This window comes from Dyadobacter sp. CY347 (assembly GCF_021502655.1).
Classification (GTDB): Bacteria; Bacteroidota; Bacteroidia; order Cytophagales; family Spirosomataceae; genus Dyadobacter.
On sequence record NZ_JAKFFT010000007.1, the window covers coordinates 202,375 to 228,037 of the forward strand.

At 46.1% G+C, this 25,663-nt stretch carries 21 protein-coding genes; 10 read left to right on the plus strand and 11 right to left on the minus strand.

Going from position 1 to position 25,663, the window contains the following annotated elements:
- Positions 1-11: 11 nt before the first annotated feature.
- The 7 genes from L0659_RS16620 to L0659_RS16650 form a co-directional block, all read right to left on the minus strand.
- On the minus strand, positions 12-1,538 hold the full coding sequence (locus L0659_RS16620) for a tagaturonate reductase (RefSeq protein ID WP_235127743.1): 1,527 nt from the start codon (positions 1,536-1,538) through the stop codon (positions 12-14).
- A gap of 119 nt (positions 1,539-1,657) precedes the next feature.
- Positions 1,658-4,174, minus strand: coding sequence for an endopeptidase La (gene lon, locus L0659_RS16625; protein WP_235127744.1), 2,517 nt, complete (start codon positions 4,172-4,174; stop codon positions 1,658-1,660).
- Positions 4,175-4,306: 132 nt separating this feature from the next.
- A complete protein-coding gene (locus L0659_RS16630) occupies positions 4,307-4,867 on the minus strand; it encodes a DUF6702 family protein (RefSeq protein ID WP_310590708.1) in 561 nt (186 codons plus the stop codon).
- Complete coding sequence (rseP, locus tag L0659_RS16635; protein ID WP_235127746.1) at positions 4,842-6,158, minus strand: RIP metalloprotease RseP; 1,317 nt, start codon at positions 6,156-6,158, stop codon at positions 4,842-4,844. The genes L0659_RS16630 and rseP overlap by 26 nt, the downstream gene beginning before the upstream one ends.
- 128 nt (positions 6,159-6,286) lie before the next feature.
- The gene (locus tag L0659_RS16640) at positions 6,287-8,095 is read right to left on the minus strand and encodes a MutS-related protein (protein ID WP_235127747.1); all 1,809 of its coding nucleotides are present in this window, start codon (positions 8,093-8,095) and stop codon (positions 6,287-6,289) included.
- Positions 8,095-9,906, minus strand: coding sequence for an ABC transporter ATP-binding protein (locus L0659_RS16645; protein ID WP_235127748.1), 1,812 nt, complete (start codon positions 9,904-9,906; stop codon positions 8,095-8,097). The genes L0659_RS16640 and L0659_RS16645 overlap by 1 nt, the downstream gene beginning before the upstream one ends.
- A 93-nt stretch (positions 9,907-9,999) precedes the next feature.
- Positions 10,000-11,082, minus strand: coding sequence for an acyltransferase (locus L0659_RS16650; RefSeq protein ID WP_235127749.1), 1,083 nt, complete (start codon positions 11,080-11,082; stop codon positions 10,000-10,002).
- Between the two features lie 227 nt (positions 11,083-11,309).
- Between L0659_RS16650 and L0659_RS16655 the strand changes: the two genes are divergently transcribed.
- The 5 genes from L0659_RS16655 to L0659_RS16675 are packed head-to-tail and all read left to right on the plus strand — an operon-like array spanning position 11,310 to position 15,182.
- A complete protein-coding gene (locus tag L0659_RS16655) occupies positions 11,310-11,879 on the plus strand; it encodes an RNA polymerase sigma factor (RefSeq protein WP_235127750.1) in 570 nt (189 codons plus the stop codon).
- Entirely contained in the window at positions 11,860-13,158 is a 1,299-nt protein-coding gene (locus L0659_RS16660) for a porin family protein (protein ID WP_235127751.1), read from the plus strand. Before L0659_RS16655 ends, L0659_RS16660 begins: the two co-directional genes overlap by 20 nt.
- Before the next feature lie 43 nt (positions 13,159-13,201).
- Positions 13,202-13,705 (plus strand): ubiquinol-cytochrome c reductase iron-sulfur subunit, encoded by a 504-nt coding sequence (locus L0659_RS16665; RefSeq protein WP_235127752.1) that lies wholly within the window; start codon positions 13,202-13,204, stop codon positions 13,703-13,705.
- Between the two features lie 14 nt (positions 13,706-13,719).
- On the plus strand, positions 13,720-14,607 hold the full coding sequence (locus L0659_RS16670) for a DUF5777 family beta-barrel protein (RefSeq protein WP_235127753.1): 888 nt from the start codon (positions 13,720-13,722) through the stop codon (positions 14,605-14,607).
- Positions 14,608-14,621: 14 nt separating this feature from the next.
- Positions 14,622-15,182 (plus strand): YceI family protein, encoded by a 561-nt coding sequence (locus tag L0659_RS16675; RefSeq protein WP_235127754.1) that lies wholly within the window; start codon positions 14,622-14,624, stop codon positions 15,180-15,182.
- Between the two features lie 4 nt (positions 15,183-15,186).
- Here the strand turns inward: L0659_RS16675 and L0659_RS16680 are convergent, their stop codons facing one another.
- On the minus strand, positions 15,187-18,360 hold the full coding sequence (locus L0659_RS16680; protein WP_235127755.1) for a glycoside hydrolase family 2 TIM barrel-domain containing protein: 3,174 nt from the start codon (positions 18,358-18,360) through the stop codon (positions 15,187-15,189).
- Between the two features lie 123 nt (positions 18,361-18,483).
- Between L0659_RS16680 and L0659_RS16685 the strand changes: the two genes are divergently transcribed.
- Entirely contained in the window at positions 18,484-19,257 is a 774-nt protein-coding gene (locus L0659_RS16685) for a type III pantothenate kinase (protein WP_235127756.1), read from the plus strand.
- Here the strand turns inward: L0659_RS16685 and L0659_RS16690 are convergent.
- Entirely contained in the window at positions 19,241-19,645 is a 405-nt protein-coding gene (locus L0659_RS16690) for a gamma-glutamylcyclotransferase (protein WP_235127757.1), read from the minus strand. The two genes, L0659_RS16685 and L0659_RS16690, sit on opposite strands and share 17 nt — an antisense overlap.
- Positions 19,646-19,793: 148 nt before the next feature.
- Between L0659_RS16690 and L0659_RS16695 the strand changes: the two genes are divergently transcribed.
- The 4 genes from L0659_RS16695 (at position 19,794) to L0659_RS16710 (ending at position 23,559) form a co-directional block, all read left to right on the plus strand.
- The gene (locus tag L0659_RS16695) at positions 19,794-21,254 is read left to right on the plus strand and encodes a TonB-dependent receptor (RefSeq protein WP_235127758.1); all 1,461 of its coding nucleotides are present in this window, start codon (positions 19,794-19,796) and stop codon (positions 21,252-21,254) included.
- A gap of 67 nt (positions 21,255-21,321) precedes the next feature.
- On the plus strand, positions 21,322-22,644 hold the full coding sequence (locus L0659_RS16700; protein WP_235127759.1) for an Nramp family divalent metal transporter: 1,323 nt from the start codon (positions 21,322-21,324) through the stop codon (positions 22,642-22,644).
- A 176-nt stretch (positions 22,645-22,820) separates the two neighbouring features.
- Complete coding sequence (locus L0659_RS16705; protein WP_235128051.1) at positions 22,821-23,108, plus strand: type II toxin-antitoxin system HigB family toxin; 288 nt, start codon at positions 22,821-22,823, stop codon at positions 23,106-23,108.
- Between the two features lies 1 nt (position 23,109).
- Positions 23,110-23,559: a type II toxin-antitoxin system HigA family antitoxin gene (locus L0659_RS16710; protein ID WP_235127760.1), complete on the plus strand. Its 450-nt coding sequence runs from the start codon at positions 23,110-23,112 to the stop codon at positions 23,557-23,559.
- Positions 23,560-23,575: 16 nt separating this feature from the next.
- Here the strand turns inward: L0659_RS16710 and L0659_RS16715 are convergent, their stop codons facing one another.
- Both L0659_RS16715 and accC read right to left on the minus strand, forming a co-directional pair.
- Positions 23,576-24,175 carry a Uma2 family endonuclease gene (locus tag L0659_RS16715; protein ID WP_235127761.1) on the minus strand — a complete coding sequence of 200 codons (600 nt, stop codon included), beginning with the start codon at positions 24,173-24,175 and terminating at the stop codon, positions 23,576-23,578.
- Between the two features lie 127 nt (positions 24,176-24,302).
- Positions 24,303-25,646 (minus strand): acetyl-CoA carboxylase biotin carboxylase subunit, encoded by a 1,344-nt coding sequence (gene accC, locus L0659_RS16720; RefSeq protein ID WP_235127762.1) that lies wholly within the window; start codon positions 25,644-25,646, stop codon positions 24,303-24,305.
- Positions 25,647-25,663: the final 17 nt, after the last annotated feature.

Consider the following 25,663-nt stretch of genomic DNA (forward strand, 5'->3'; position numbering starts at 1 on the left):
CCTTATTATGATTAATTCAGATCAATTTTAGGTGCATCGGCGCCGGGAACAATGCGCAATGTATCCAATGCTGCCGGCTCGGCCATATACGACTTCACAGCATCCAGAAATCCGGGAAGCTGCGTCAAATCCGTATCCCAAAGCGATTCATCGGCCAAAACTTTCTCAGCAAGATCAAGCGGTGAAGCGGCTGTTTTCCACATTTCATCGAAATAAGGAGCGGCATCGCAGCGGATGGAATAAGGCTGTCCATCGCGGTCGCCATAGTAAGCACCATCTTTGTGAACAACCGGCTTCATGAATTTCAGGAAGGCAGCAAACCCTTCGGCAAAGAGCGCCGGCGCCTGATCTGACTTTTTATAGTGGCTTAGCAATGTGGGAATATTCCGCATTCTCATTTTGGCCGTGTATTGCACAGTAATGTCGATCAGCTGGTGACGGATGAACGGATTGCGGAAACGGTCTAAAACCTGGTTGCCAAATTCCTGCACACGCGCCTCATCCACTGCATATGGGATTGCCGGAGCAAGTTCTTTCAACATTAGATCGGCGATAAATGAAGCAGTTTCCGGATGTTCCATGCTTTCGCGGACCGTATCCAGGCCATTCAGGAAACAGAGGCCGCAAGCAAGCGTATGCGTGCCATTCAGCAAGCGCAGTTTCAGCTCCCGGTAAAGATCAATGTTGGGTTCGATAACGACGCCTTTATCTGCCTCGGCAAAGCTCAAAACCGATTTTACATGCTCACTTCCTTCAATAGCCCACAATCGGTAAACCTCTGAAACGATCAGTAAATCATCCTGATAACCCTGCTGGCCAGAAATAAGCTCCACAGTTTCAGCATCCGGCTTGCCCGGGACAATGCGGTCGACGAGCGAACTGCAAAAATGATTGTGTTCTTCCAGCCATTGGGTGAATGCTTCATCCAAATTGTGCCGTTTGGCTTGTTCAATAACAATGTCGCGTAATTTCTGCCCGCTGTTAACGATCAGCTCAGTAGGAACGATCACCATTCCGGATGCTGCACTTCCGTTAAATGCTTTGAAACGCTCATACAAGTAAGCCGTCAGTTTTCCGGGATAGGACGTTGGCGGACTGGCGAAAATATCATCGTCGGTGAGTTGTATCCCAACTTCCGTCGTATTGGAAACAACGATCTTTAATTCAGGATTGTGCGCGCATTCGAGAATCTCCGCCCAGTTGCTGTTTGCTGAAATGGTTCGGCTTATCGCACTGTTGATCACCAGTTTATCAACCTGATTCCCGTCCTCAATGCCGCGGATGCTGTGTGAGAATACATTTTGCTGCGTAGCAAACGCATCGGTCCCGCCGCTGTTCGTAGACTTCACAACCACGATCCTGCCATTGAAAATCCCCTGCTGATTAGCCTGATTTACAAAATAATCGGGTAAGCCGCGCAGCAGTACGCCTGTGCCAAACTGAATGATCTTTTCAGGCAGCGCAAGGAGGTTATGGTGGTTTGGCAAAAGGTCTGGACGCTGATCCAGCAATTCGGGAGAAAGCTGCGGTAGGGACATTTTAATAATGAATAGTTGTTGATAACAGGACGTGTTTTTGAATTACAAACCCCTAAGCAAAAAAGACGCCCGAAGGCGTCTTTTGAACTCAAAATTTATTATTTTTTTGAAAACAGCTGCTAAACGTCCAATGTTGCGTAACCGCTTTCTTCTTTTTCTTTCTTCTCTTCCGGGAAAATAAAATGGGTCGCATTCTTCACTTTCTCAGGCAGTAATGCATATTCCAGCACCTCGTCGATCTGATCCACATAATGGAACGACAGATCTTTGATATAATTGGCTGGCACCTCTTCCACATCTTTGCGGTTTTTTACACAAAGAATAATTTCCTTCACACCAGCCCGACGCGCCGCAAGGATCTTCTCCTTCACACCGCCGACTGGTAACACTTTTCCTCTTAATGTGATCTCACCCGTCATCGCAATGAACGGTTTCACCCGGCGCTGCGTAAAGATCGAAGCCATAGAAGTCACCATCGTCACACCCGCAGAAGGCCCGTCCTTGGGCACAGCGCCTGCAGGCACGTGTACGTGAAGGTCATAATGGTTAAAGATCCTGTAATCGATGCCTAGCCGGTCTGCGTTGGCTTTCAAATACGATAATGCAGCCACTGCCGATTCCTTCATCACATCACCCAGCTGACCGGACAATGTAAGGTTTCCTTTGCCGCGGCTCAGGCTGGTTTCAATGAACAGAATTTCTCCACCGACAGAAGTCCATGCCAAGCCCGTTACTACACCTGCAAAATCATTATCCTGATACAGATCTTTGTCAAAAATCTCTGCGCCAAGATATTTTTCAATCTGCTCCGCCTTAATGGTTTTAGGATATTCCTGCTCCATCGCAACCGATTTCGCAATCTTACGGACAACCGAACCAATTTTCTGTTCCAGATTCCGGACACCTGATTCCCGGGTATAACCTTCGATAATTTTGGTTAATGCCAAATCATCGATCTTAATGTCGGTCGATTTCAGGCCGTGATCTTTGCGTTGCTTGGGAACGAGGTAACGTTTTGCGATCTGCAATTTCTCTTCAATCGTATAACCCGTCATTTCGATGATCTCCATCCGGTCGCGCAGGGCGGGGTGAATGGTATCCAGTGCATTGGCGGTTGCTACGAACAAAACTTTCGAAAGATCGTATTCAACTTCCAGGTAATTGTCTGTGAATGAAGAGTTTTGTTCCGGATCGAGCACTTCCAATAATGCAGAAGAAGGATCGCCACGGTAATCGGAGCTTACTTTATCAATTTCATCCAGAATGAACACAGGATTGGCATAACCTGCTTTTTTAATGTTCTGAATGATTTTTCCCGGCATAGCCCCGATATATGTTTTTCTATGACCACGGATTTCAGCCTCATCATGCACGCCACCGAGCGCCATTCTGATGTATTCGCGGTTTAATGCTTTGGCTATGGATCTTCCCAGCGAAGTTTTACCAACTCCCGGAGGACCGTATAAGCAAAGAATAGGTGCTTTCAAATTGCCTTTCAGCTTCAAAACAGCGAGATATTCAATGATACGCTCTTTTACTTTTTCTAAACCAAAGTGATCTGCATCCAGCACTTTCTGTGCACGGACGAGGTCAAAATTGTCTTTGGTATATTGTCCCCAAGGCAAGTCAACCAGCATTTCCAGGTAATTCATGGTCACCGGATATTCGGGCGCCATGGGGTTAATCCGTTGTAGTTTGGTGAGTTCTTTTTCAAAATGGCTGCGAACAGAGTCGGACCATTTTTTCTGGCTTGCTTTCAAACGGATCTCATCCAGATCTCGCTCCGGGCTGTCCATGCCGAGCTCGTCGTGCAGGACTTTTATCTGTTGTCTGAGGAAATAATCGCGTTGCTGCTGGTCAATGTCGGAGCTGGCTTTGGTCTGGATTTCCCGCTTCAATTCCAGCATTTCAATTTCCCGCATCATATATTGAAGCAGCAATGTTGCCTGCTTGTGTCCATTCCTTTCTTCGAGCAGCTTTTGCTTATCCGCAACTTCTACATTAATATTTGAAGAAAGAAAATGGATCAGGAAAATGGGGCTTTCAATGTTATCCAGCGCGATCCGGGCTTCCTGGGGAATCTCCGGGTTCAGGCGCATGATCTTGTGCGCGCCGTCTCGCAGTGATTGCAAAAGTGCTTTGGATTCTTTTTTGGTCGGGCCAACAAAAGAATCGTCAATCGCTTTAACCTGCGCAGTCAGATAAGGTTCTTCGTGCAGAATGGTTTTAATCTCAAAACGCTGTCTTCCCTGCACGATAATGGTCACATTTCCATCCGGTAAGGTGATCATTTTCAGGATCTGGGCAACCGTTCCTACATTGTAAAGGTCCTCAGCAGTAGGGTCCTCCTTGTTAGGAATGGCCTGTGTTACTGCTCCGAGTATGCGTTGATTTATATCCGAATTCCTGTAAATCTTCTTGACTAAACGAATGGCCTTCTGGCGCACAACGGTCACGGGAATAACCATTCCTGGGAAAAGTACTGTTTGCCTGATCGGCAGTATGGCAAGTTCTTCGGGGAGTTCAAAAGGCTCGTCGGAGCCATCAGGGCCACCAAGAGGAACAATTTCAAGGCTATCCATATCCGAATCGGACATAAGCAGCCGACTATATAAGTCAGAAGGTTCAAATTTCATAGGCATTCTGTCAAAATGACAGATAATCTTTTCCCAATATATAAATAATGACTTTCAAAAGAAAGGGAATAATAAAACAAAATAGCCATGCCACCAACGGCTGTGTCAGGCTTTTTAACAACCGGAATGCGGCTAAAGAATGTGTACAGATTGTCCCTTTTTAAACAAAAATGTCCGTTTTTCAGAAGCGTTTTTAATGTTCGTCATATTGACCTGATCGTCAAAAACCTCCATCAGTGTGCTGTTTTGTAGTTTGAAGCCATTCAGAGGACCATTGAATGGAATTTCGAGATAAACCCATGTTGCATCCTCCTCTTGTTCTTTCCCTACGTATTTGGCAGCAACCGGTTTCTTCTGGCTATCCATCAATACGAACGATTTCAGAACATATCGCTCGACCAGCGGATCATTTTTGTCATTGTTACTGATAACAACGCGCTGCTTGTCGTTTCCTTGGATCAGCCCTCGCTGTGATAACGCGCGCTCAAGATCGTCCGTGAACATACGTATACTCACTTCGAATGTTTTGAGCGCAGGATTATACTGCATCTGTGTGACGCTAACATGATAATCATGCACCGACGACGACAGAGTCAAAATGAAAAAAATAAGGAAAGGAAAGCGGATTAAGCGCTTTGTCCTTTCCTTATTTTCGACCAAAAATATTTTAAAATACTGCTTTCCAGACATCATTGAATATTGCAAAAGCCATCAGGCCAAGTAAGAGCACCATGCCGACTTTCTGCGCATTTTCCAAAAAGCGATCGGATGGTTTACGTCCCGAAATGATCTCGTACGAAAGGATCACAGCGTGGCCGCCATCTAACGCCGGAATGGGCAATGCATTCATAAACGCAAGCACCATTGAAAGCAAACCGGTCAGATACCAGAAACGGCTCCAATCCCAAACGCCCCCGAACATACGGGCAATGCCGATCGGTCCGCTCAATGCTTTTGAAGCGGAAACTTCGCCTCTGAATATTTTGCCAAAACCTTTAATGTTGTTATAAACGACAGCAAAAGCATCATTCGTACCCACCGAAATGGCCTGTCCTAATGTGTACTTTACAGCCGTATAGTTTAACAGACTTTGAGGATAAAAACCCAGGGTTCCGTCTTCATCCACAGTGGCGTTAAGCTTTTTGTTTTCCGCACCGCGCTGAACAAGAAGCTCTGCTTTTTTACCTTTCAGATTTTGCAGCTGGCCTTGCAGCTCGTGGAAGAACTGAATAGGCTGACCATTGATGGAAACGACTTTATCACCGGTTTGCAAACCTGCCTTTTGCGCGGGAGACGCAGGCACAACTTCACCAATCTTGAAGGGCTCCAAAGGACGTATGAAGCTTCTTTTTTCTTCCGGATCGGATAATCTTTCGATGAAATTATTCGGAATGTCGATCTCAACTTCTTTTCCTGCACGATTTACAGTGTAAGAACTATTACTTCCCAGCAACACTTCCGAGCTTCCCAGTTCATCGAAACTAGTGAACGGCTTACCATTCACTTTTACGATTTTGTCGCCCGTTTGCAAGCCGATTTCTTTGGCCAGGTCGCCTGCTACAATGCCATATTTATTAACCTCGGTGCTGGATAGATACTTATCGCCATCATTATACGCAATGACAATAAATATGAAAATCCCAACGATCACATTGACGATAATGCCGCCAAGCATTACAATTAAACGCTGCCAGGCTGGTTTCGAACGAAATTCGTAAGGCTGAGGCTCCTTATTCATTGCCTCTGTATCCATAGATTCGTCGATCATGCCTGATATTTTGACAAAACCTCCTAACGGGATCGCGCCAATGCCATATTCTGTTTCTCCTTTTTTAAAGCTGAATATCTTCGGCGGAAAACCAATGAAGTATTTTTCAACTCGCATCCCAAACATTTTTGCAGCAAACATATGCCCCCATTCATGCAGCCCTACCAAAATTGATAAGCCCAGAATGAGCTGCCCTGCCATTATTAATACTTCCATTCAGGTTTCAGTAATCGTTATTTGTTATTAATTAATGTACTAAATCTAATGATTAAAATCCTTAATCCACGCTCAGAACTAAGAAACGTAATTGTGCCCTGTAAAGTTACGCAAATCCGGGCATAACATTATTTTTCAATGTCAATACCCATCATACGCATCAATTCCGAAGCATTGAAGCTCTTGCAAATTCCATCGTGCAGCTTGTAATCAAACAGCAATTCACCGTTTTCCACATCAGACCTGAAATGGAAATTGTGAACGTAATTTTCAGAAGCGCCCCATTCGCCTAGTTCGAGATCGTGGGTTGAAACCAAACCTGAGGCTTTTTTCATGTGCAATTGTCTGATCAATGCTTCGGCTCCGCGATGGCGGTCGGAAGAATTCGTGCCTTTCAGGATTTCGTCCAATAAATAAAATACAGGGGCAGCATTGTTTTCATCGGACAGTTCCAGCAGCTTTTTCAATCTTTTCAATTCCGCATAAAAAGACGAAGTGCTTTCTTCCAGCGAATCCTGCGTGCGCATGCTGCTGAAAACGCGAACTGGCGCACATTTGAATGCTTTTGCACTTACTACGGCGCCTATTTGAGCCAATACAAAATTTAACCCGATCGTACGGAGAAACGTGCTTTTCCCTGACATATTGGAGCCCGTTACAAGCACAGTATGCCCTGTTCCCGATACACTGAAATCATTGCTGATCCTTCGGTCCTGGGGGATAAGCGGATGGCCCATTTCAATGGTATGAATCTGAAATTCAGGTGAATCGATGATCTCGGGCGCAATGTAGGCCGGATTGGCAAATGCGTGGCCAGCCAGACTGTTCATGGCTTCGGCGTCGGCCAGGACTTCCAGCCAGTCGGCTAAATTGTCGTGATATTTGTGTTTCCATTTTTCAAGTCCTGCGAGGCAAAAAATGTCCCAGAGCGTTGGGATGCCCACAAACAGCGAGAAAAATATATTGTTTCTGTAATCCAATCTTTCGAAAAGCACACCGACCTGTTTCAACGCATCCGCCGAACCTTCAATGCGGTTCTTGCGATCGAGCCACCAGGGCGCCTGGTAAGGAAACGATTGTGCGATTTCAAGGATTTCTCCATAAGAAACCAATGTTTTCCCCAATTCGGCGGTACGGTTTGTAACGGATTCAATGTATGCTCTAAAACGAGCGATCAGGACAGCATTAACAGCAATGCACAACAGCAAAGGCCATGCAGGCAGGATAGAAAATAAAAAAAGAATGGCAACAACCACGGTAATGACACTAAACCAGCGAAAATTCAGCAGGCGTGCCAGGTCTTTGTCCATAAATTCCGTAGACCATTTCCGGAAATCGCCCAGTTGCTGTGCGGCGTGTTCATGCAGTAAAGCGGTTGCTTCCAGCGCCTGGACCAGTTCCGGATGCTTGCTGAATTCCGCCGCTGCTTCCTGCCGGAGCCTGATCTCTTTGACATCAGCATGATTTTTAAGCCAGTTTGCAAAACGCTGGCTGCCTTCCGCGGTGCGGGTCCTGTTGAGGAGCTTATATAAAGAATACTCACCAAAAATGTCCATATCGCTCCCGAATGCGTGTTCTTTTTCCTGAAACTGCACGCCGGAATCTTCTCTGTTGAAGCGGAATGTAAGCCGGTTGAGCTCATCAATGTTGATGATGACGAGGTTATGCTGGAAATCGCGGAGTTTTCGGGCCGCTTGCTGGCGGCGCATGGAAATCAGGAAGATCACGAGCAATCCCAGTGCTACCAATCCCCAAAGGGGCTGGTTTTGATTATTCCAGAGCCATAGGAAGAAAATCATGGCAAAAAACACGAGTAACCGCGCAATGGCCAACTGGTTGAAGTTCTGCAATGCAGCGGCCTCGGCAATGGCTGCTTTGTTTTTTTCAGTTTCAAAAAATTCTTTGGGAGATTTCTGGGTTGTGCTGCTTGTTTCCATCAATTGCTTTCTGCGGTTTCAAACTGCAATTTGATCAGATTTGCGTACAAACCATTGTCCATAAGTGTTAATTGCTGATGCGTTCCCGATTCCGCAATGCGGCCTTCCCGGATAACGTAAATCATGTCCACCTTCCGGATCGTCGCCAAACGGTGCGCTATAACGATCGTAGTGCGGTTTTTCATCAATTCATCCAGCGCAATCTGCACCAGCTTTTCTGACTCTGCGTCGAGCGAACTGGTGGCCTCGTCGAGGATCAGGATTTTGGGATCTTTCAGAATGGCGCGTGCAATGGCAATGCGCTGGCGTTGTCCGCCGGAAAGCTTGATGCCGCGTTCGCCAACTACTGTGTCAAACTTTTCAGGGAATGTATCGATGAATTCCCTGGCGTGAGCGCGTCGGGCAGCATCGTAAATTTCTTCCCGGGTAGCATTGGGTTTTCCGTAGGCAATGTTCTCGTAAATTGTCCCGCCAAACAACATTACTTCCTGCGGCACAATGGCAATGTTCTTCCTTAGCTCGGTGAGACCGTAAGATTTAACCGCCTGACCATCAACGAGAATGTTGCCCGTCTGATGATCGTAAAAACGCATGAGCAATTGGACGATCGTTGATTTTCCAGCGCCGCTGTAACCGACCAAGGCAATTTTTTCTCCTGCTTTTATCTCAAATGAAATACCTTTCAAAACCGGCAGATCCGCCCGCGATGGATAGGAGAAATGAACATCCTGATACGCAATGTGGCCCTGAATAGGGCTTGCGACTGCATTCTTCGCCGTTTCGAGATCTAATTCTGGTTCTTCTTCCAGTATTTCAAATATCCGTTCGGAAGCGCCGATAACCCTGTTGATCTGTGCATACAAATCGCCCATTCCGCTGATGGAAGCGCCTATGAATGTGGTGTAAAGGATAAATGTGAACAGATCCGAAAGCCCGAACTCGCCCGCCTGCACCAATCCCGCGCCATACCAGACCACCCCGACAATGCCACCAAAAAGTGCAAAAATGATGAAGGAAACAAATCCCCCCCGGAATGCTGCCGCATAAAGCGACAAGTCCACTACGCGTTTCAAAATCTCCTGGTAACGGTTCACTTCAAGCGGTTCGTTCGTAAATGCTTTGACAACATTCACAGACTGCAATGTTTCCTCAACAACCACATTGGCAGCAGCAAGTTCATCCTGCACTTTCCGCGCAAGCCTGCGCTGGTGCCGGCCAAAAAACACAGAAGCGACAACCAGGACAGGGAATGTTGCCAGCATGAAAAGCGTGAGTTTCCAGGAAGTATAAAAAAGGATGGAAACACCCACGATCAATGTGGCAACTTGCCTGAAAATCTCTGCTAATGTGAAGGAAAGCAATCCCTGCAACTGGGAAACGTCGGAAGTAATGCGGCTCGTGAGTTCGCCGACACGGCGCTGTTCAAGAAATGAGATGGGTAATGTGATGATTTTGGTAAAAACATCCGACCGGATATTGGTCATCGCCAGTTCACTCACTTTTGTAAACAAATACACCCGGAAAAACGAGAAAACCGCCTGGCATATCAGTATAAAGAACAGGAAAAGCGTGATCTGGTTAATGGTGTAGGGCGATTTGCCCTCAATCACTTCAATAATGCTTCCGACCAGCTTCGGGAAAGCCAGAGATGTAGCTGTGGACAGCACAAGAAAAATGAGCCCGATAAAGAATGTGAGCCGGTAGGGTCTTAAATATCTGAGCAGGTCGAGCGTTGTTTTAAGCCCTTGCCAGCTTAATTTACGCACCGCGAATGGCGATGGTTGTTCAGGAGTGGTTTCACTTTTGGCCATTAAAAATCAGTATAGTGCATATGGTAACACATGATTTGAAAATATTATTCAAATATGCGTAGTTAGGCTGCAAAAGTAAGTAACATCAGGAAACTATTGCATGGCAATTTCCCCGGCGCGGGCCGGTGAGCCTTTCTGGTTCCGGTTTTTATACCAGTTGCGGATCAAAAGATTAGCCGGGATTTCTACAAATTTATTGATCAGCCAGGCGATCGCAGTAACGGCAGCAACGGTAATGACCAAGCTGAGGTAAATATTTACCTGCCAGATATCGGTTAGGACTGCCAGCAAACGCAGACCAACATACTGATGGATCAGATACAGGCAATAGGATATTTTGCCCAAAAAAAGCAGCGGCGCATTGTTTAAAAAGCTCAGTTTGCCAAATATCGCCAGCGCAAAAATTACATGGAAGAATGTCAGGATCGCATAATGTTCATAAGGCGTTACATGATACTGCGACCGGCCGCCCTGGTTGTGCAAATAACATGCGGATACAAGGCAGAACAGGATCAATGCAGCATTTTTTCGGACATCATTCCCATTTCTGACGAGATAGAAAAGAATGCCTGAGAAAAAAAGCGGAAAATGATTTAACAATTCGATCTTGCGGGCTGCAAACTCATGAAAACCAGCATATAGCGGCGAAAACGCATGAAAAGCAATGATGAATGCAGTAAACACAAAGCCCGCGCTTACAATGTTCCTGATATTTCCGGTAACCAGTAGCACGAAGATCCAGAAATAAAATATAAGCTCAACCAATAATGTCCAGTAAGACTGGTCCATATTTTCCTGGTTAAAAAAGATCGGCATCATGGTCGTATTAGCCAGCAATCTTTGCAGGCTGACAGTCTCAGGTTCGAAGAGCATCATGACCATAGTCGTCAGGAGCAGGCAGCACCAGAATGCGGGATAGAGTCGGGCAAATCGGGAAACGATGAAATCAGGCCATTTTTTAACCCTCGAAATTGTAAGAAAAATGACAAACCCGCTGATGATAAAGAATATATCAACGCCCGTAGCGCCATACCGGAATTCCCATCCCAGGAGCGAGCTATTGGAATTGATCGTAAAATGAAACAGGACAACAAGCAATGCAGCCAGCCCGCGCAATGCATCGAGTTCGAGAAAGCGCGACTCGATAATGTTAAGATGAGGACGTTTTTCAGTCATTCAATAGCCCCTGAGTGATCAGGAAAAATATCGTTGAGTAATGGTACTATGCTTATTAATTTGGAAAAAAATCCCCAGTTTACACACTGAAATAGGATAAAGTTTTGCACCAAGCGGTGACTTAATTATAACATAATCAAATAGTTATAAAAATCACCAAAAAATTGCAAACTTGTACGCAACCCTAGCTTTCGGTTCACCGTACTAGTGTTAAAAGAGCAAATAGCATGCCCGAGTATACCTCCGCAGTTCTTATTGAACTACTCGACGGCTGTTTACAGAAAAACCGCCGCAGTCAGGAGCTGTTGTATAAACAGTTTTACGGATATGCTATGAGCATTTGTCTGCGCTATACACGCAGCCGGGAAGAGGCGAAAGAAATACTCAACGACGGATTTTTTAAGGTTTTTACAAAGCTGGATACATTCGATTCCAGCCGTTCATTTAAAACCTGGTTGAGCAGGATTATGATTAACACAGCCCTTGACCATTACAGACAGGAAATACGGCGGGACGTTTTTGATGATGTGGAAGTTGCGGACAATGTGGCGATTGATGAAACGGTTATCAGCAAGCTTGCGCACGAAGAACTCATGGAGCTGATCCAGAAACTGACCCCGGCTTACAGAGTTGTGTTCAGTTTATCGGTTATAGACGGCTATACACACGAAGAGATTGCAGACCAGCTGAATATTTCAGTAGGGGCGTCGAAGTCAAATTTGTCGCGTGCAAGAGAAAAATTAAGAGAAATGTTATCAAAAATAAATATTGGCGATTATGACAGAGTTACCAGATGACGAACTGGATAAGCTCTTCAGAAAGTCATCAGAAGAGCTTGATCCACAATTTGACCCGGAGGATTGGAATAGTTTGAGCAAACGGTTGGACGCAAACGACGGCAAAGTCGCAGGCGGCTGGCTAAAAAAATGGTGGCCACTAGCATTAATGGCACTCCTGATCCCCATTGCGCTAACCATACACTACACATCAAAATCCCCAGAGCCAGAGGCTCTACCCATTAAAAGAGAGGTTGCGGGCAGAGATTTAAGGACGGGCAGGGATGTGAGGAGCGGTATGGAGAAAAAAAGCAATGCAAAAGAAGAAGATAAAAGCAATGTGGTTGAAAACAATGTGAAAGACATCATTACCGATAACCGAGTTAGAAAAACATTGCCCCGGAGCCAGTCTAAGGCAGGCGGAGTGTACTTAGAGCCTAACCGCTCAAAAGGGGAAGGAGGCGACGGGGCTTTTTCCATTAACAACATTGCCAAAAGCAAATCAGCAAAGTCTGTTATGGCGAACAATGCTGTAAATGAGGATAGTGCAGAACAAGAAATCAGCGAAGATCAGGCCAGGTTACTGATTTCAGCGACAGCATTAGCAAGCAGAACATTGAACTGGGAAAACCAGCCGGAAATTCCGATGGTAACATTCACACCGCCAGCCGTTTCGGAAGCGCCCAAGCCGGAAAAAGCAGAAGTGGACTATGCCAAATGGGCTGTAAGACTGGGTTACTCGCCTGATTTGTCAACAGTTGGATTCAAAAACTATACAAAACCAGGGACAGCATTTTCGCTTTTAGTCGAATACGGTCTATCGTCAAGGCTTTATTTGCAAGCAGGTGTTGTTCGAAGTGTAAAGGATTATACTGCGAATGCAGGCGAGTATAAATTGCCAAAATATGTGACAGACATCAATACACCTTATGATGTTGACGGCAGTTGCACAATGTTTGAAATCCCTGTGGGGCTGCGATATAATGTTGTTCGTAATGAGCAGTCTAAATGGTTTGTTGGAACCGGGGTGTCTTCTTATTACGCCCAAAAAGAGCGTTACGACTATAATTATAAAGATTATATTCATGGTCAAAAACCGTACTGGCAAGGTAAAACAGGATGGTTCTTACTAAGCCATATCAACGCATCCGTAGGCTACGAACGCACAATCACAAAGAAACTATCACTAGTGGCCGAACCGTACATCCGAATCCCGGTAAAAGGTGTGGGCTATGGAAAAGTAAACCTCACAACAGTAGGAATGTGGATATCACTGCGCTATACACCCGCTTTTAAATAGAGCCGCATTACCCGAATTGTATCTACTAATTTAATTATTCACTATGGAAAATGTTAAAGCAGACAAAATGAAACGAGGTGAATTCCTGAGAAGTCTCGGACTAAGCACTTCCACGCTCATGGCATTCTATTGCATTGGAACAACAATGACGGCCTGCGGATCCAGCGACGACGATCCTGAGCCAACTCCCGGCGGCGGCGCGGTAAACGGCGTGACCGGAACCACAACGGGCAATGCGATCAACTTTACATTGGATCTCACCCACAACAATGCAAAAGATCTCAAAACCGCTGGTACAGGAAAAGTCTTTGGTGATGTGCTGGTTGCGTTTACCACCGATAGTCAATATGTGGCCTTATCCAGAATTTGCACGCACGAAGGAAGCACAGTTGGTTACCGAAAAGACCAGAACGACATTAGATGCCCAACACACCAATCAGAATTCTCGCTTACAGGTGCAGTGGAAAAAGGCCCGGCCACTTCTCCGCTAAAAGCTTACAAAACTTCGCTTTCCACTGATGGCAACACTTTAACAGTTACAGCCTAACTGCGCAAACAACAATGAAATTACTCCGCTTAATGATGATGTTGACTTGTTCAACAACGGTTCTCTATGCCCAGGATGATCTGCTTAGTGAACTTTCCAAGCAAGATAGCATGGTTACCGTGCCTGTTTCTGCCACATTCAAATCCACGCGCGTCGTTAATGGACATTCCATTGAAACGATGAAAAAGAAGCACCTGGATTTTCGCATTTCGCACCGTTTCGGCCGGCTCAATTCAGGCGCTTACCAGTTTTTCGGACTTGATCAGGCGACAATGCGGATGGGTTTTGAGTATGGTGTGACGGACGATTTCATGATCGGGGTAGGGAGGAGCACTTCGCAAAAGGTTTATGATTTTTTTGGTAAACTAAAAGTGCTGAAACAAAGCGAAGGTGCCAGGAACATTCCCGTGTCAGTAACGCTTTTTGGCGGAACCGGCGTCGCAACGATCAATAAGGAGCTTGAATTTCAGGATAAATTGTATTACTCCGCCCAAGTACTCATCGCGCGCAAATTTGGGGAAAGACTGTCCTTGCAGCTTTCCCCTACATTCCTGCACCGGAATAAGCCCGAGGTTTTAGGAGATGAGAAAGTGTTGCTGGCAATGGGCATCGGCGGACGTTTTAAATTATCGAAACGCGTTTCTTTGAACGGAGAGTATTTTTATACAGCGCGTGAAAAAAACACCGTCACGGCTCCATACCATGATTCGATGTCATTCGGGGTCGACATTGAAACGGGCGGGCACGTTTTCCAGTTGCATTTTACCAACTCACTGGGTATGATCGAGAAGCAGTTTATAGGAGAAACTGCCGGCAACTGGGGCAAGGGCGACATTCATTACGGGTTCAACATTTCCCGCACATTCAGTTTTGACAAGAAGAACAAAAAGCTAGCCAACTGACCGAAAAACAACTTATGAAAACGCACCTGTTAGCCATGGTTTTCGCAACCATGCTCACCTCCGCTTTGCCTTTCCGACCTCTTTTGGCGCAGGGAATGTTTGCAACCTCTGCCGGAAATACAAAATTTTCCTCTGTAACACCGCTCGAAAATGTGAATGCGGAGAATAAGAAAAGTCAGGTTATCCTCAACACAGCCAACGGTGAAATAGCGATCCGGATGAATATGCGGGAATTTGTTTTTCCTAATAAACTGATGCAGGAACATTTCAATGAAAACTACATCGAGTCGGCCAAATATCCGACGGCAACATTCAGCGGAAAGGTAACCAATGCGCCGGATTACTCGAAAGACGGCCAATATGACGTTTCAGCAACCGGAAAATTCACAGTTCATGGTGTGACCAAGGAGCGGACGATCAAAGGCAAAATGAAGATTGAAGGAGGCAGGATCACGATCAATTCTGATTTTGAAGTGCCGCTAACCGATCATAACATTGAAGTTCCGCAGGTTGTCTTTGTAAAAATAGCCCAGGTTATCAGTGTAAAAGCGCAATATGTGCTTGCTCCGAAGTAAAAGCCTACCTGCGTCTGCGGCGCGAAGATTTCCGCCTTTGAGCAGGTTTTCTCTTAACCGGGGCCTTTCGTACAACGGGCTTCTTAACCGGCTCAACGATCTCCTCCTCAGCAACATCTTCTTCCGCATCCGGGTCAATGACGGCGTTCGCAGTAGCAAGCTCTGAACCCGCTTCCCGGCCAGTGTAAGGCAATGTGTAAGCAGCGATCTGCTCGATGTTGGACGTGTTGTCAATTGGCCTCAATCGGAAAGCATAACTATAATTTTTCGCAGGAAGCAAATAGGCCGGGGGCACAGGTGAACCGTCATCAGTGCCTAAGCCCATTTGCGCAAGGTCAATGTTTACGACGGTTTCTAAACCACGGGCAAGCGTTGCGCCACGTTTTTTCGATGCCGATAATTGCTGATCCGTATAGTCATGAACGTTAAAGTTTAAAACCGAATCACTAACGGCTAAAAACCCGATCCCTTCTGCATTGGTAACGGTCGCCCAGCGGACATTTGTTTTGTTTCCATTCTCCTGAGGCATTAAATAGTCGAAATGCTGATCGGCAACGCTGCCGCCGTAGATCCCTATTCTCCCGCTTGTTTTCTGGTCGGCGTAAGTGGGGTGCGGGCCATTGCCATACCATTGTGTTTTGTTAAATGTGGTCGGCATCCGGAACTGCGTGCCTACTTTCGCCAGCGAAGGCCACTGCCCGGTCGGGCTGAATGTATTTTTGACATAAATATCACCGGTTGCATAAACGATAAACTCGTTGGTTACGTCCGCGTCTCCCGTTTTGCTTTTTAATGTTCTTGCAATGGTGACTTTGTAAACCGTTGAGGTCAGCCGCTGGGTTTTAATCTGCGAATCTGAAACTTCCAGCGTATCCAATCCGGCTACACGCCATTGTGAAGCGTAACTTTTTGCGCCGCCAACTTCATCGTTATGCGTTGGGACACGCCAGAAGTTCGCGTACGGGCCTGTTTGAAGCATTTCTTCTTTTTTATTTTTGAAAGAAATAATCCCTTCTTTTTTATCAAATGTCACAGCAAAATCCTGCCCGGTAATAGCAACGCGGGCTGAGCTGATCTGTGCTACGCGCAACGGTTTTTCATTATAAAGGCTGAGCACAGGCGCGGCTTCCTGTGGCTTAACAATAGCGATCTGGTGCCATGCAACTTCATGTCCTTTCGGAGCCCAGGAAGTGCTGTCTTTGAGGCGTATGCTGATGTTCAGGAAATATTCAGCACCTGGTTTTTGCACTGCCGGCAACTCATAAGGAATAGAAACCTGTTGGCGCTGCTTGGATGCTGCATTCAGATTGCTAATGACGCCCGGCTTTCCAATAACCTTACCATTTTCCTGAACAGACCAGGCGAGTTCCAAAACATTCAATGGCAGGAAATCATAGTTATTGAGGAGACTGACCGTCTTTTCGCCCGCACGCATGGTGTCCGGGGATTCAAATTTTACGTATTGGTAAATCTTTTTAACCTCATTCAGCCCGGGCTGCGGCGTGCGATCAGGATTGATGAGATCGCCTGCGTGCGTGCTGTCGGTTACATTAGGAAATTCCCAATAGGACGTCCCGTCCGGTTTTTTGAGTCTTAATGCTTTATTGACCCAACCCAATGTAAAGTTTATTTGCTTCGCGGGGTGCTTTTCGATTGGTCGGGTAGGATCGGCGAGGTTGATGTAATCGGCCATATCCTTAAAATTTTTACCCTTCTCCGAATCATTTCCCAATGACCAGACAATGACCGAAGGATGATTTTTATCCCGCTCAATCATCGCTTTGCCACGTTCCAGAAAAGCAGAACGCCATTGCGGCATATCGGCCAGGTTCATGTTCTGGCCCGAAAGGTCGTGGCTATGCATGTTGGCTTCGTCAATCACATACAGGCCATACTGGTCGCATAATTCGTACCACCCGGAAGCACTGGGGTAATGTGATGTCCTCACAGCATTAATGTTATGCTGTTTCATCAATGTAATGTCCTTGATCATCGTTTCGCGGGCAATGGCCTGACCCATCTCAGCGTCAAATTCCTGCCGGTTAACCCCCTTAACCGCGATCACTTTGCCATTTACAAGCAACTGGCCATTCTTGATTTTAACCTCCCGGAAACCCACCCGCTGGCTTGTGGCTTCAATCACTTTTCCATCCGAATTCATCAGCTGGACTGATAATGTGTACAAATAAGGCGTTTCTGCCGTCCATTTGACAGGATTCGGGATGGGAATGTCCACACGCACGGCGCCTTCCTTTGCCGGATCGAGCGTGCCCACCATTTGGCTGACCGGCGTTACGACTACGGATTTATTGGCATCATATAATGTGAATAAAACCTGATGTGCGTGAACGGCCTGCTCGGTGAAGTTTTTTACAAAAGCGCTGAGTTTCAATGTCGCATTTTCCTGATTCGCGTCCAGAAGCGTTCTGACAGAAAAATCGGTCAGGATCACTTTCGGGCGAACCAGCAAGTTTACGTCCCTGAAAATCCCCGATAACCGCCAGTAATCCTGTTTTTCAAGATAACTCCCGTCCGACCAGTTGATTACCTGAACAGCCAGATGGTTCAATCCTGATTTTACGTCTTCTGAAATATCAAATTCAAAAGGCGTCGTGCCATCCTCGTGATAACCGATCGCAACGCCATTCAGCCACACATAACAAGCGGATTGCACGCCCGCGAATTGCAGAAATATTTCCTTGCTTTTTATATCATCCGAGACCGTAAATGTGGTCCTGTACATGCCCACAGCATTGGTATCCGCATTGATCCGCGGCGGTGTTGCTTTGAAAGGTTGTTTGCTGTTGGAAACGGGGCGGTCGTATTTACGGCTTTCCTGCGCTCCGGTCACCTGCCAGTTGGAAGGGACGGGAATGTTGTCCCAGCCCGCATTCTGCATGTTTGGGTCAAAAAAATTGGGGATGGCTTTGGAAGGATGCGGCGCCCATTTGAATTTCCACGTTCCGTTCAACGAACGCACCGAGGATGCTTTTTTGTCCATTAACAACGCACTTTTTTCGTCGGAGAAAGGAATGAAATCGGCGCGGGGTTTTTCTGTATTCACGCTGAAAACCTGCGGGTCCTGCCATTCGGGGACGGCCTGCGCGTGGGATTCGAATGTATTGAAAAGTAAAAAAGCAGTCAGTAAGCCTAACCAGTAACGATAGAAGCGGTGCATATAACTTTGGGTAACGGATATTTCGATAGAAAAAACAAAAGCGGCCCGGGGGCGTGGTGTATATTTTTTGCTAAAATTATAGATTAATGCCTTTAATTTGTCCGCAACTGTAAATTCTTTGCTATGCTTTTAGCCGTTGATGTGGGTAACACCGACACTGTTTTTGGGCTTTACCAATCGGATGAGTGGGAATATATCTGGCGCATGCGTTCGCTGGTCCAGGAAAATGAATCACATTACGAATCCCGCTTACGGCTGCATTTTCTGGAAGCCGGGCTATGGTTTGGCGATGTGGATACGGTGGTGCTCAGCAGCGTTGTGCCGGCCATGACACCCATTATCCAAAAAGTGCTGCGTTCCATGTTCGGTGATGAAGTCATCGTTGTAGGCCCGGACATTTATCCTGAACTATCCATTGCCATTAACCATCCGCACGAAATCGGCGCCGATCTGATCGCCAATTCAGTGGCCGTGATGACGCGCTACCAGGAAAACTGCGTAGTGGTGGATTTTGGGACAGCATTAACATTCACAACGGTTTCGAAAGACAGGAAAATCCTGGGTGTGGCGATTCTTCCCGGTTTGATGACAGCAGTGAAGGCGCTTTTTGCAAACACAGCCCAATTGCCGGAAGTGCCGCTGGTTTTGCCCAAAACAGCCATTGGTAAAAATACAACAGAAGCCATTCAGGCGGGTATTTTATTGGGTTATGAAGGACTTGTGAAATCACTTTTGCAAAGGATCAGGCAGGAAATGGGCGGCGAATGCATTGCCGTTGCCACCGGCGGACTTTCATCCATTATAGAAACATTGCAGGACGAATTCGTAGAAATTGACACTAATTTAACATTGGACGGTCTTCGGATCATCGGCGAGCGCCTCAGGCCAAATGCTTGAAACGTCCATCTTCAATCAATGACAGTCCGGCCACTGATTGATTGTAGAGATATACCCAGCAATGAATGCTGTCATTATTTTCAGTAGTAACAGGAACCGTTTTACGCAAGTATAGACTGCTTTTTTCGCCTTCAAAAACATCCTCATAATCGTCCAGCTCGGCAATCAGCGCTTTTGGGTACATTAGCTTGTAAATTTCTCCATGCACTCTTAAGGGGGCATTTGCATTAAAGACCGCTCCCGGATACCAGGAAATGAGATAGAGCAATCCAGGGAAATATCCCTTTCCTTCATACACCGAGTTTGCACGAAGGTTCTCGGCAAAGGGATTGTCAAAACCCTGCATCAGGGTGCCATATGTGAATAAATATGTTGCGTGCTGATCCATAGCGATGCTGAACTTGTGCCACCGGCAAGTACAATAAATTATAGAACTTTTCCTTTTTAGTAAGTCAAGTCAGTCAGCCATAATCGACTGTTAACTGTATTTTTCTTATATTTACACATATTGCTTTTCATCTTACTAATATACAGTTATGTACGAAAAGAACCTTGGTACAAAACAAAAAGCGTTAAGGATCAACCTGGATCGCAGGATTTATGGGTCTTTTGCAGAAATAGGGGCAGGACAGGAAACAGCTGCTTATTTTTTCAAGGCAGGCGGGGCGTCAGGAACGGTAGCGAAGACAATGTCTGCTTACGATATGACTTTCAGTGATGCAATATATGGGACAGAGGAGGGTGGCCGGTATGTGGTGGAATCCCGCCTGATGAAAATGCTGAACCGTGAATACAATCTCGTCGAAAAGCGTCTTTCGGAGAAACGGGGCGAAGAGAGCCAGTTTTTTGCATTTGCCAACACCGTTGTTGCCCTTAACTTTCAGAAAACCAATGAGTCGCACGGCTGGATAGGCTTGCAGTTTCAACTTTCGCCCATGGGCCCGACGAATTACGTCGTGATACACGTGCGGATGCGGGATGACGAGAATGTCTTGCAGCAACAGGCTTTAGGAATCATCGGGGTTAATCTCATGTATGGCTGTTTTTTCTATTATAAATCTCCCGAAACACTGCTGCTATCATTGATGGACGATCTGACAACGGATCGCATTGAAATTGATATGGTGCGTTTTAGCGGGCCGGATTTTGCCAAAGTGGATAACCGCTTAATGAGCCTCAGGCTTGTGAAAAACGGCTTTACCGACGCAGCATTGTTCGGCAGCGATGGCGGTGTTTTGCAGCCTTCGGAAGCATTGTATAAAAAGCACATTCTGATGATGCGAGGCCGGTTGAGGCCCATTACCAATGTGCATGTTGACCTGATCAGCAATGGGCAAAAGCAATTTCTGGATGAGGAAGATGTGGATGAGTCGAAGGTGGTGCTGATCTCCGAACTTACATTGCATAACCTCAAAAGCGGCGACCGCGATATTGACGAAAAGGACTTTCTGGACCGCGTGGACATTCTTTGTTCGCTGGGACATATGGTAATGATCTCCAATCACCACGAATATTTCCGGCTGGTTGCCTATCTGTCCCGCCTTACCAAACTAAAAGCGGGATTATTGTTAGGAAGTCCGAGTTTGCAGGATATTTTTGAAGAAAAACATTACCAATCGCTTCCGGGAGGCATTCTGGAATCATTCGCGACGCTGTTCAGCAGGAAGGTGAAGCTCTTTATTTACCCAACATTACAACCCGACGGATCAGTTTACAGCTGTGCCAATTTCGTTGTTCCAGACCATTTGAGGCCATTGTTTCAGTATCTGGTCATCAATGATAAGATCGAGGACATCGTCAATTACAATAAGGAACACATGCACATTACGACCGATAGTGTGCTTGAAAAGATCAAAAGAGGCGAGCCGGGCTGGGAGCAACTTGTTCCGGAGAATGTTGCCAAGATCATTAAAGAAAAATCATTGTTTGGGTTACCCAACGAGGATAATTACCAGGACACCGTCAAGCAGATCCATCAGGCTGTTGGTAACCTTTGATCCATAGTTGATTAACAAATAAAAGTAGTCCTGCGCATCGTGTTGCTTTTCAGAAGAAAGCTTTAAGATGAGCAGGATTCTTTCTCCTCCTTCCACATTTGCGGGAAGACTCAAGTATCTCGGCCCCGGCTTTATCCTTTCCGCAGCAATTGTGGGCTCGGGTGAGCTTATTGCCACCACTGCGCTCGGCGCTAAGGCTGGATTTATCACTTTCTGGGTCATTATTGTAAGTTGTCTGGTAAAGGTGGCGTTGCAGCTGGAATTTGGCAAAAACGCCATTTACACGGGCACATTCATGATGCATAATTTCAATCGGTTACCAGGCCGTAAATGGGGGAGGGCGCATTGGAGCATTTGGTTGTGGCTTTCATTACAGGGGTTAAAATTGTTGCAGGTTGGGGGGATTGTCGGCGGTGTTGCCATCGTTTTGAACATGGCGTGGCCAACCATTCCGGTGAATGTCTGGGCTATATTTTCTGTATTAATCACATCATTTCTGGTTTACCGCGGTCATTACGGACCGGTCGAGAAAGGCTCACTGGTGATGATCATTCTCTTTACCGGCGTTATTCTGGTGTCATTGATTTTGCTGCAAGGCACGAAATATGCTATTCATTGGGAGCAGATCAAGTCAGGCCTTCAATTTTCCTTGCCGACAAGTTTGGTAGCGATCGCCTTTGGTGCATTTGGGATCACAGGCGTGGGCGGAGATGAGATCATGTATTACAATTATTGGTGCATAGAAAAGGGTTATGCCGCCTACACCGGTGCTAATGACGGCACACCCGAATGGGCGGAGCGGGCAAAAGGCTGGTTTAATGTTATGTATCTGGACGCGGTTTTATCTATGGTCGTTTACACGGTGGTGACGGCGGCGTTTTATTTGTTGGGCGCGGCCGTTTTGCATCGTGGCGGAGCTGTTCCGGAAGGTTATGAGATGATAGAAGTGCTTTCCAGGATTTTCACGGAAACGTTAGGGCCCTGGGCTAAAAACCTCTTCCTGGTCGGGGCATTTTTCGTGCTATACTCCACTCTTTTTACGGCCACGGCAAGCTGGGCCCGGGTTTGGGGCGATGCATTCGGGGAGCTCGGCTGGATGAAATTCGACACCGCAGCAAATCAGCGAAAAAGCATTGCCATCCTGTCCTGGGTTTTGCCTGCTGTCTGGTGTATCCTCTTTTTATTTATCCAATCGCCCGTTCTAATGGTTATTCTGGGCGGCATTGCCACTTCCATATTGCTGCTGCTCATCGTCTACGTCTCCCTCGTTTTCCGTTTCAAAGAACTCCCCTCGTCCTTAAAGCCCACACTGACTTACGACATCTTTTTCTGGATCAGCGTAGTATCGATTTTGGTTGTAAGTGCTTATGGGGTGATTCAGTTGGTTTGAGGTGGTATTAAATGATAAAAATATGGTATAGTCAGTGAAGGATTCTTATAAAGCAGACTGGTGATAGCCGCCTCATTATCTGGAAAAGTTCTCTTTTTGCTAACTTTTTAAGTACATTTACACACTATTTCATGAGAGTTCACCTGATCAAAAAAGGTAGCATTGAGTCTTTTGTAATGTCGCATGCACAATGCAGGGCCGCATTTGCCGATTGGTTAACAAAATTGAAATATGCAGATTGGGAAAGGCCAGATGACATTAAAAGCACATTTAGATCTGCTGATTTGCTTGGGAATAGTACGAGTAGAGTAGTTTTTGATATTGCCGGAAATAGTTACCGCATGATATGCAAGTATGTTTTTGGCAGCAGTCAAATCCATTTGTTTGTTTGCTGGATTGGAACGCATGCTGCATATACAACATTATGTAAAGCGCAGAAACAGTATATAGTAAATGCATATTGAGATGGTAGAGACACTCAAATACAAAGTAATCAAGGACAAAAAGCAGTATGATAAATATTGCAAAGAGCTGGGAGAGTTGCTGAGTCACTCAGAACCTGAGGCGCATTTGGATGAGGTAGAACTCCTGACTGTTTTGATTGAGAAGTATGACTCTGAAACGAATACATTTGAGCAATCTGATCCGGTTGTTCTCCTGCAATCATTAATGCAGGAACACCGGATGAAAGCGAAGGATTTGGTATTGCTCCTCAATGTTAGCAAAGGTTATGTATCTGATATTCTGCATTATCGCAAGGGAATGTCCAAAGAAGTAATCAGAAAAGTAGCAGACCGGTTCAAAGTAAATCAAAAGGCTTTTAACCGGCCTTATGAGCTTGCTTCGCTGCCACTTGTACCAAGCAGAAATCATTTAAATAGACAATTACGCACGCATGGATTATCCGGAAATTGATTCGTTTCATTAATCTTCACTTCCCAAATGCCTTATCTAAGTCAATCACAAGATCCGGGAATATGCTGGATTGAACAGATTTGGTTGCTGGTTTCAGGCCGATAAATTCTCCTGTATCATTACGCACATACACGAAAACAGCGCATTCTACTGGTTCAACGAGCCAATATTCGCGGACGCCAGACTCTTGATATAACTCGAACTTGTCATCCATTTCCTTTCTTGAATTCCCTGGCGACAAAATCTCAATCACTAAATCCGGTGCTCCTAAGCAGCCCCTTTCATCGAGTTTGCTTTTATCACAAACAACACAAAGATCCGGCTGAACCACTGTATAAATGTCACTGTTAGCAACTATTGATTTGCTCAAACTATGTAGCCTCACATCAAATGGCGCGCTGAAAAGATCACAAGACTGGTTACCCAAGAAGTTAAAGATTGCCCCTTGCAGCTGGGTAGAGATGCGCTGATGCGTCAAATTAGGGGCGGGCGACATCTTGAAAATTTTGCCCTTAATCAGTTCGATCCTTTCTTCAATACGCCACAGAATGTAGTCCGCATAGGTGAAAGTCCCATTCGGATCTAGCTGGCTAATATTTGTTATTAATGCTGGCATAAGTTTCGTTTCAGGTAAAGCTACAAATTTCAGATAACGAGCACAAGTCGTCAGCTAACTAGGATAAAAACAGAAATGGCTGCCAGTTTTGCACTAGCAGCCATTTCTGTTTGAAGTATTACAGTTATTACAACGTCGAAAAATCAAACGTTTCCAGATATTTCGTTGTGAAATTTCCGGATTTGAAGCCGGGGTCGTCCATTAATTTAATGTGGAATGGAATCGTTGTTTTGATGCCTTCTATGACGAACTCCTGCAATGCGCGCTTCATGCGGGTGAGTACTTCTTCGCGTGACTGGCCGCTGACAATCAGCTTGGCAATCATGGAATCGTAATTCGGGGGAATGGTGTAGCCGCTATATACGTGGCTGTCAATCCGAACGCCGTGTCCGCCTGGGAAGTGCAAATTGGTGATCTTACCCGGAGCCGGACGGAAGTTGTTGGCCGGATCTTCTGCATTAATGCGGCACTCCATAGCGAAAAGCTTTGGCGTGTAGTTAATGCCTGAGATCGGTTCTCCCGCAGCAACTTTAATTTGTTCCTTAATGAGGTCAAAATCAGTCACTTCCTCTGTGATTGGGTGTTCAACCTGGATACGGGTGTTCATTTCCATAAAGAAGAACTCTCCGTGCTTGTCAACAAGGAATTCAATGGTCCCTGCTCCTTCGTAACCGATCGCCTGCGCGCCTTTGATGGCGGCTGCGCCCATTCTTTCACGAAGTTCATCCGTAATGATCGGCGAAGGTGTTTCTTCAACCAATTTCTGATGACGACGCTGGATAGAGCAATCGCGTTCTGACAAATGGCAAACCTTACCGAATTGGTCTCCAATGATCTGGATCTCAATGTGACGCGGCTCTTCTACGAATTTTTCCAGATATAATCCATCGTTGCCGAATGCTGCTGCTGATTCCGTACGGGCATCATTCCATGCTTTTTCGAATTCATCGGGCTTGTTAATGATCCGCATGCCGCGGCCACCGCCACCGGCAGTTGCTTTCACGATCACAGGATAACCGATGCCTTCTGCCAGCATTTTGCCTTGTTCAATCGATTCCAAGAGTCCTTCTGAACCCGGAACGACCGGAACGCCGGCAGCGATCATGGTTGCTTTTGCAGTGGCTTTATCGCCCATACCATTGATCTGGGCGGCAGTTGCACCGATGAATTTAATGCCGTAATCGGCACATATTTGGGAGAATTCAGCATTTTCAGACAAAAATCCGTAACCCGGATGAATCGCATCTGCGCCGGTAACCTCGGCTGCTGAAATAATATTTTGAATGCTTAGGTAAGACAGGCGGCTTGGCGGCGGACCGATACAAACGGCTTCATCTGCGAAGCGAACGTGGAGACTATCGCGGTCGGCTGTGGAATACACGGCAACCGTTTTGATGCCCATTTCACGACAGGTCCTGATAACACGCAAGGCGATCTCGCCCCGGTTGGCAATGAGTATCTTTTTAAACATGAAAATCAATTAAGTTT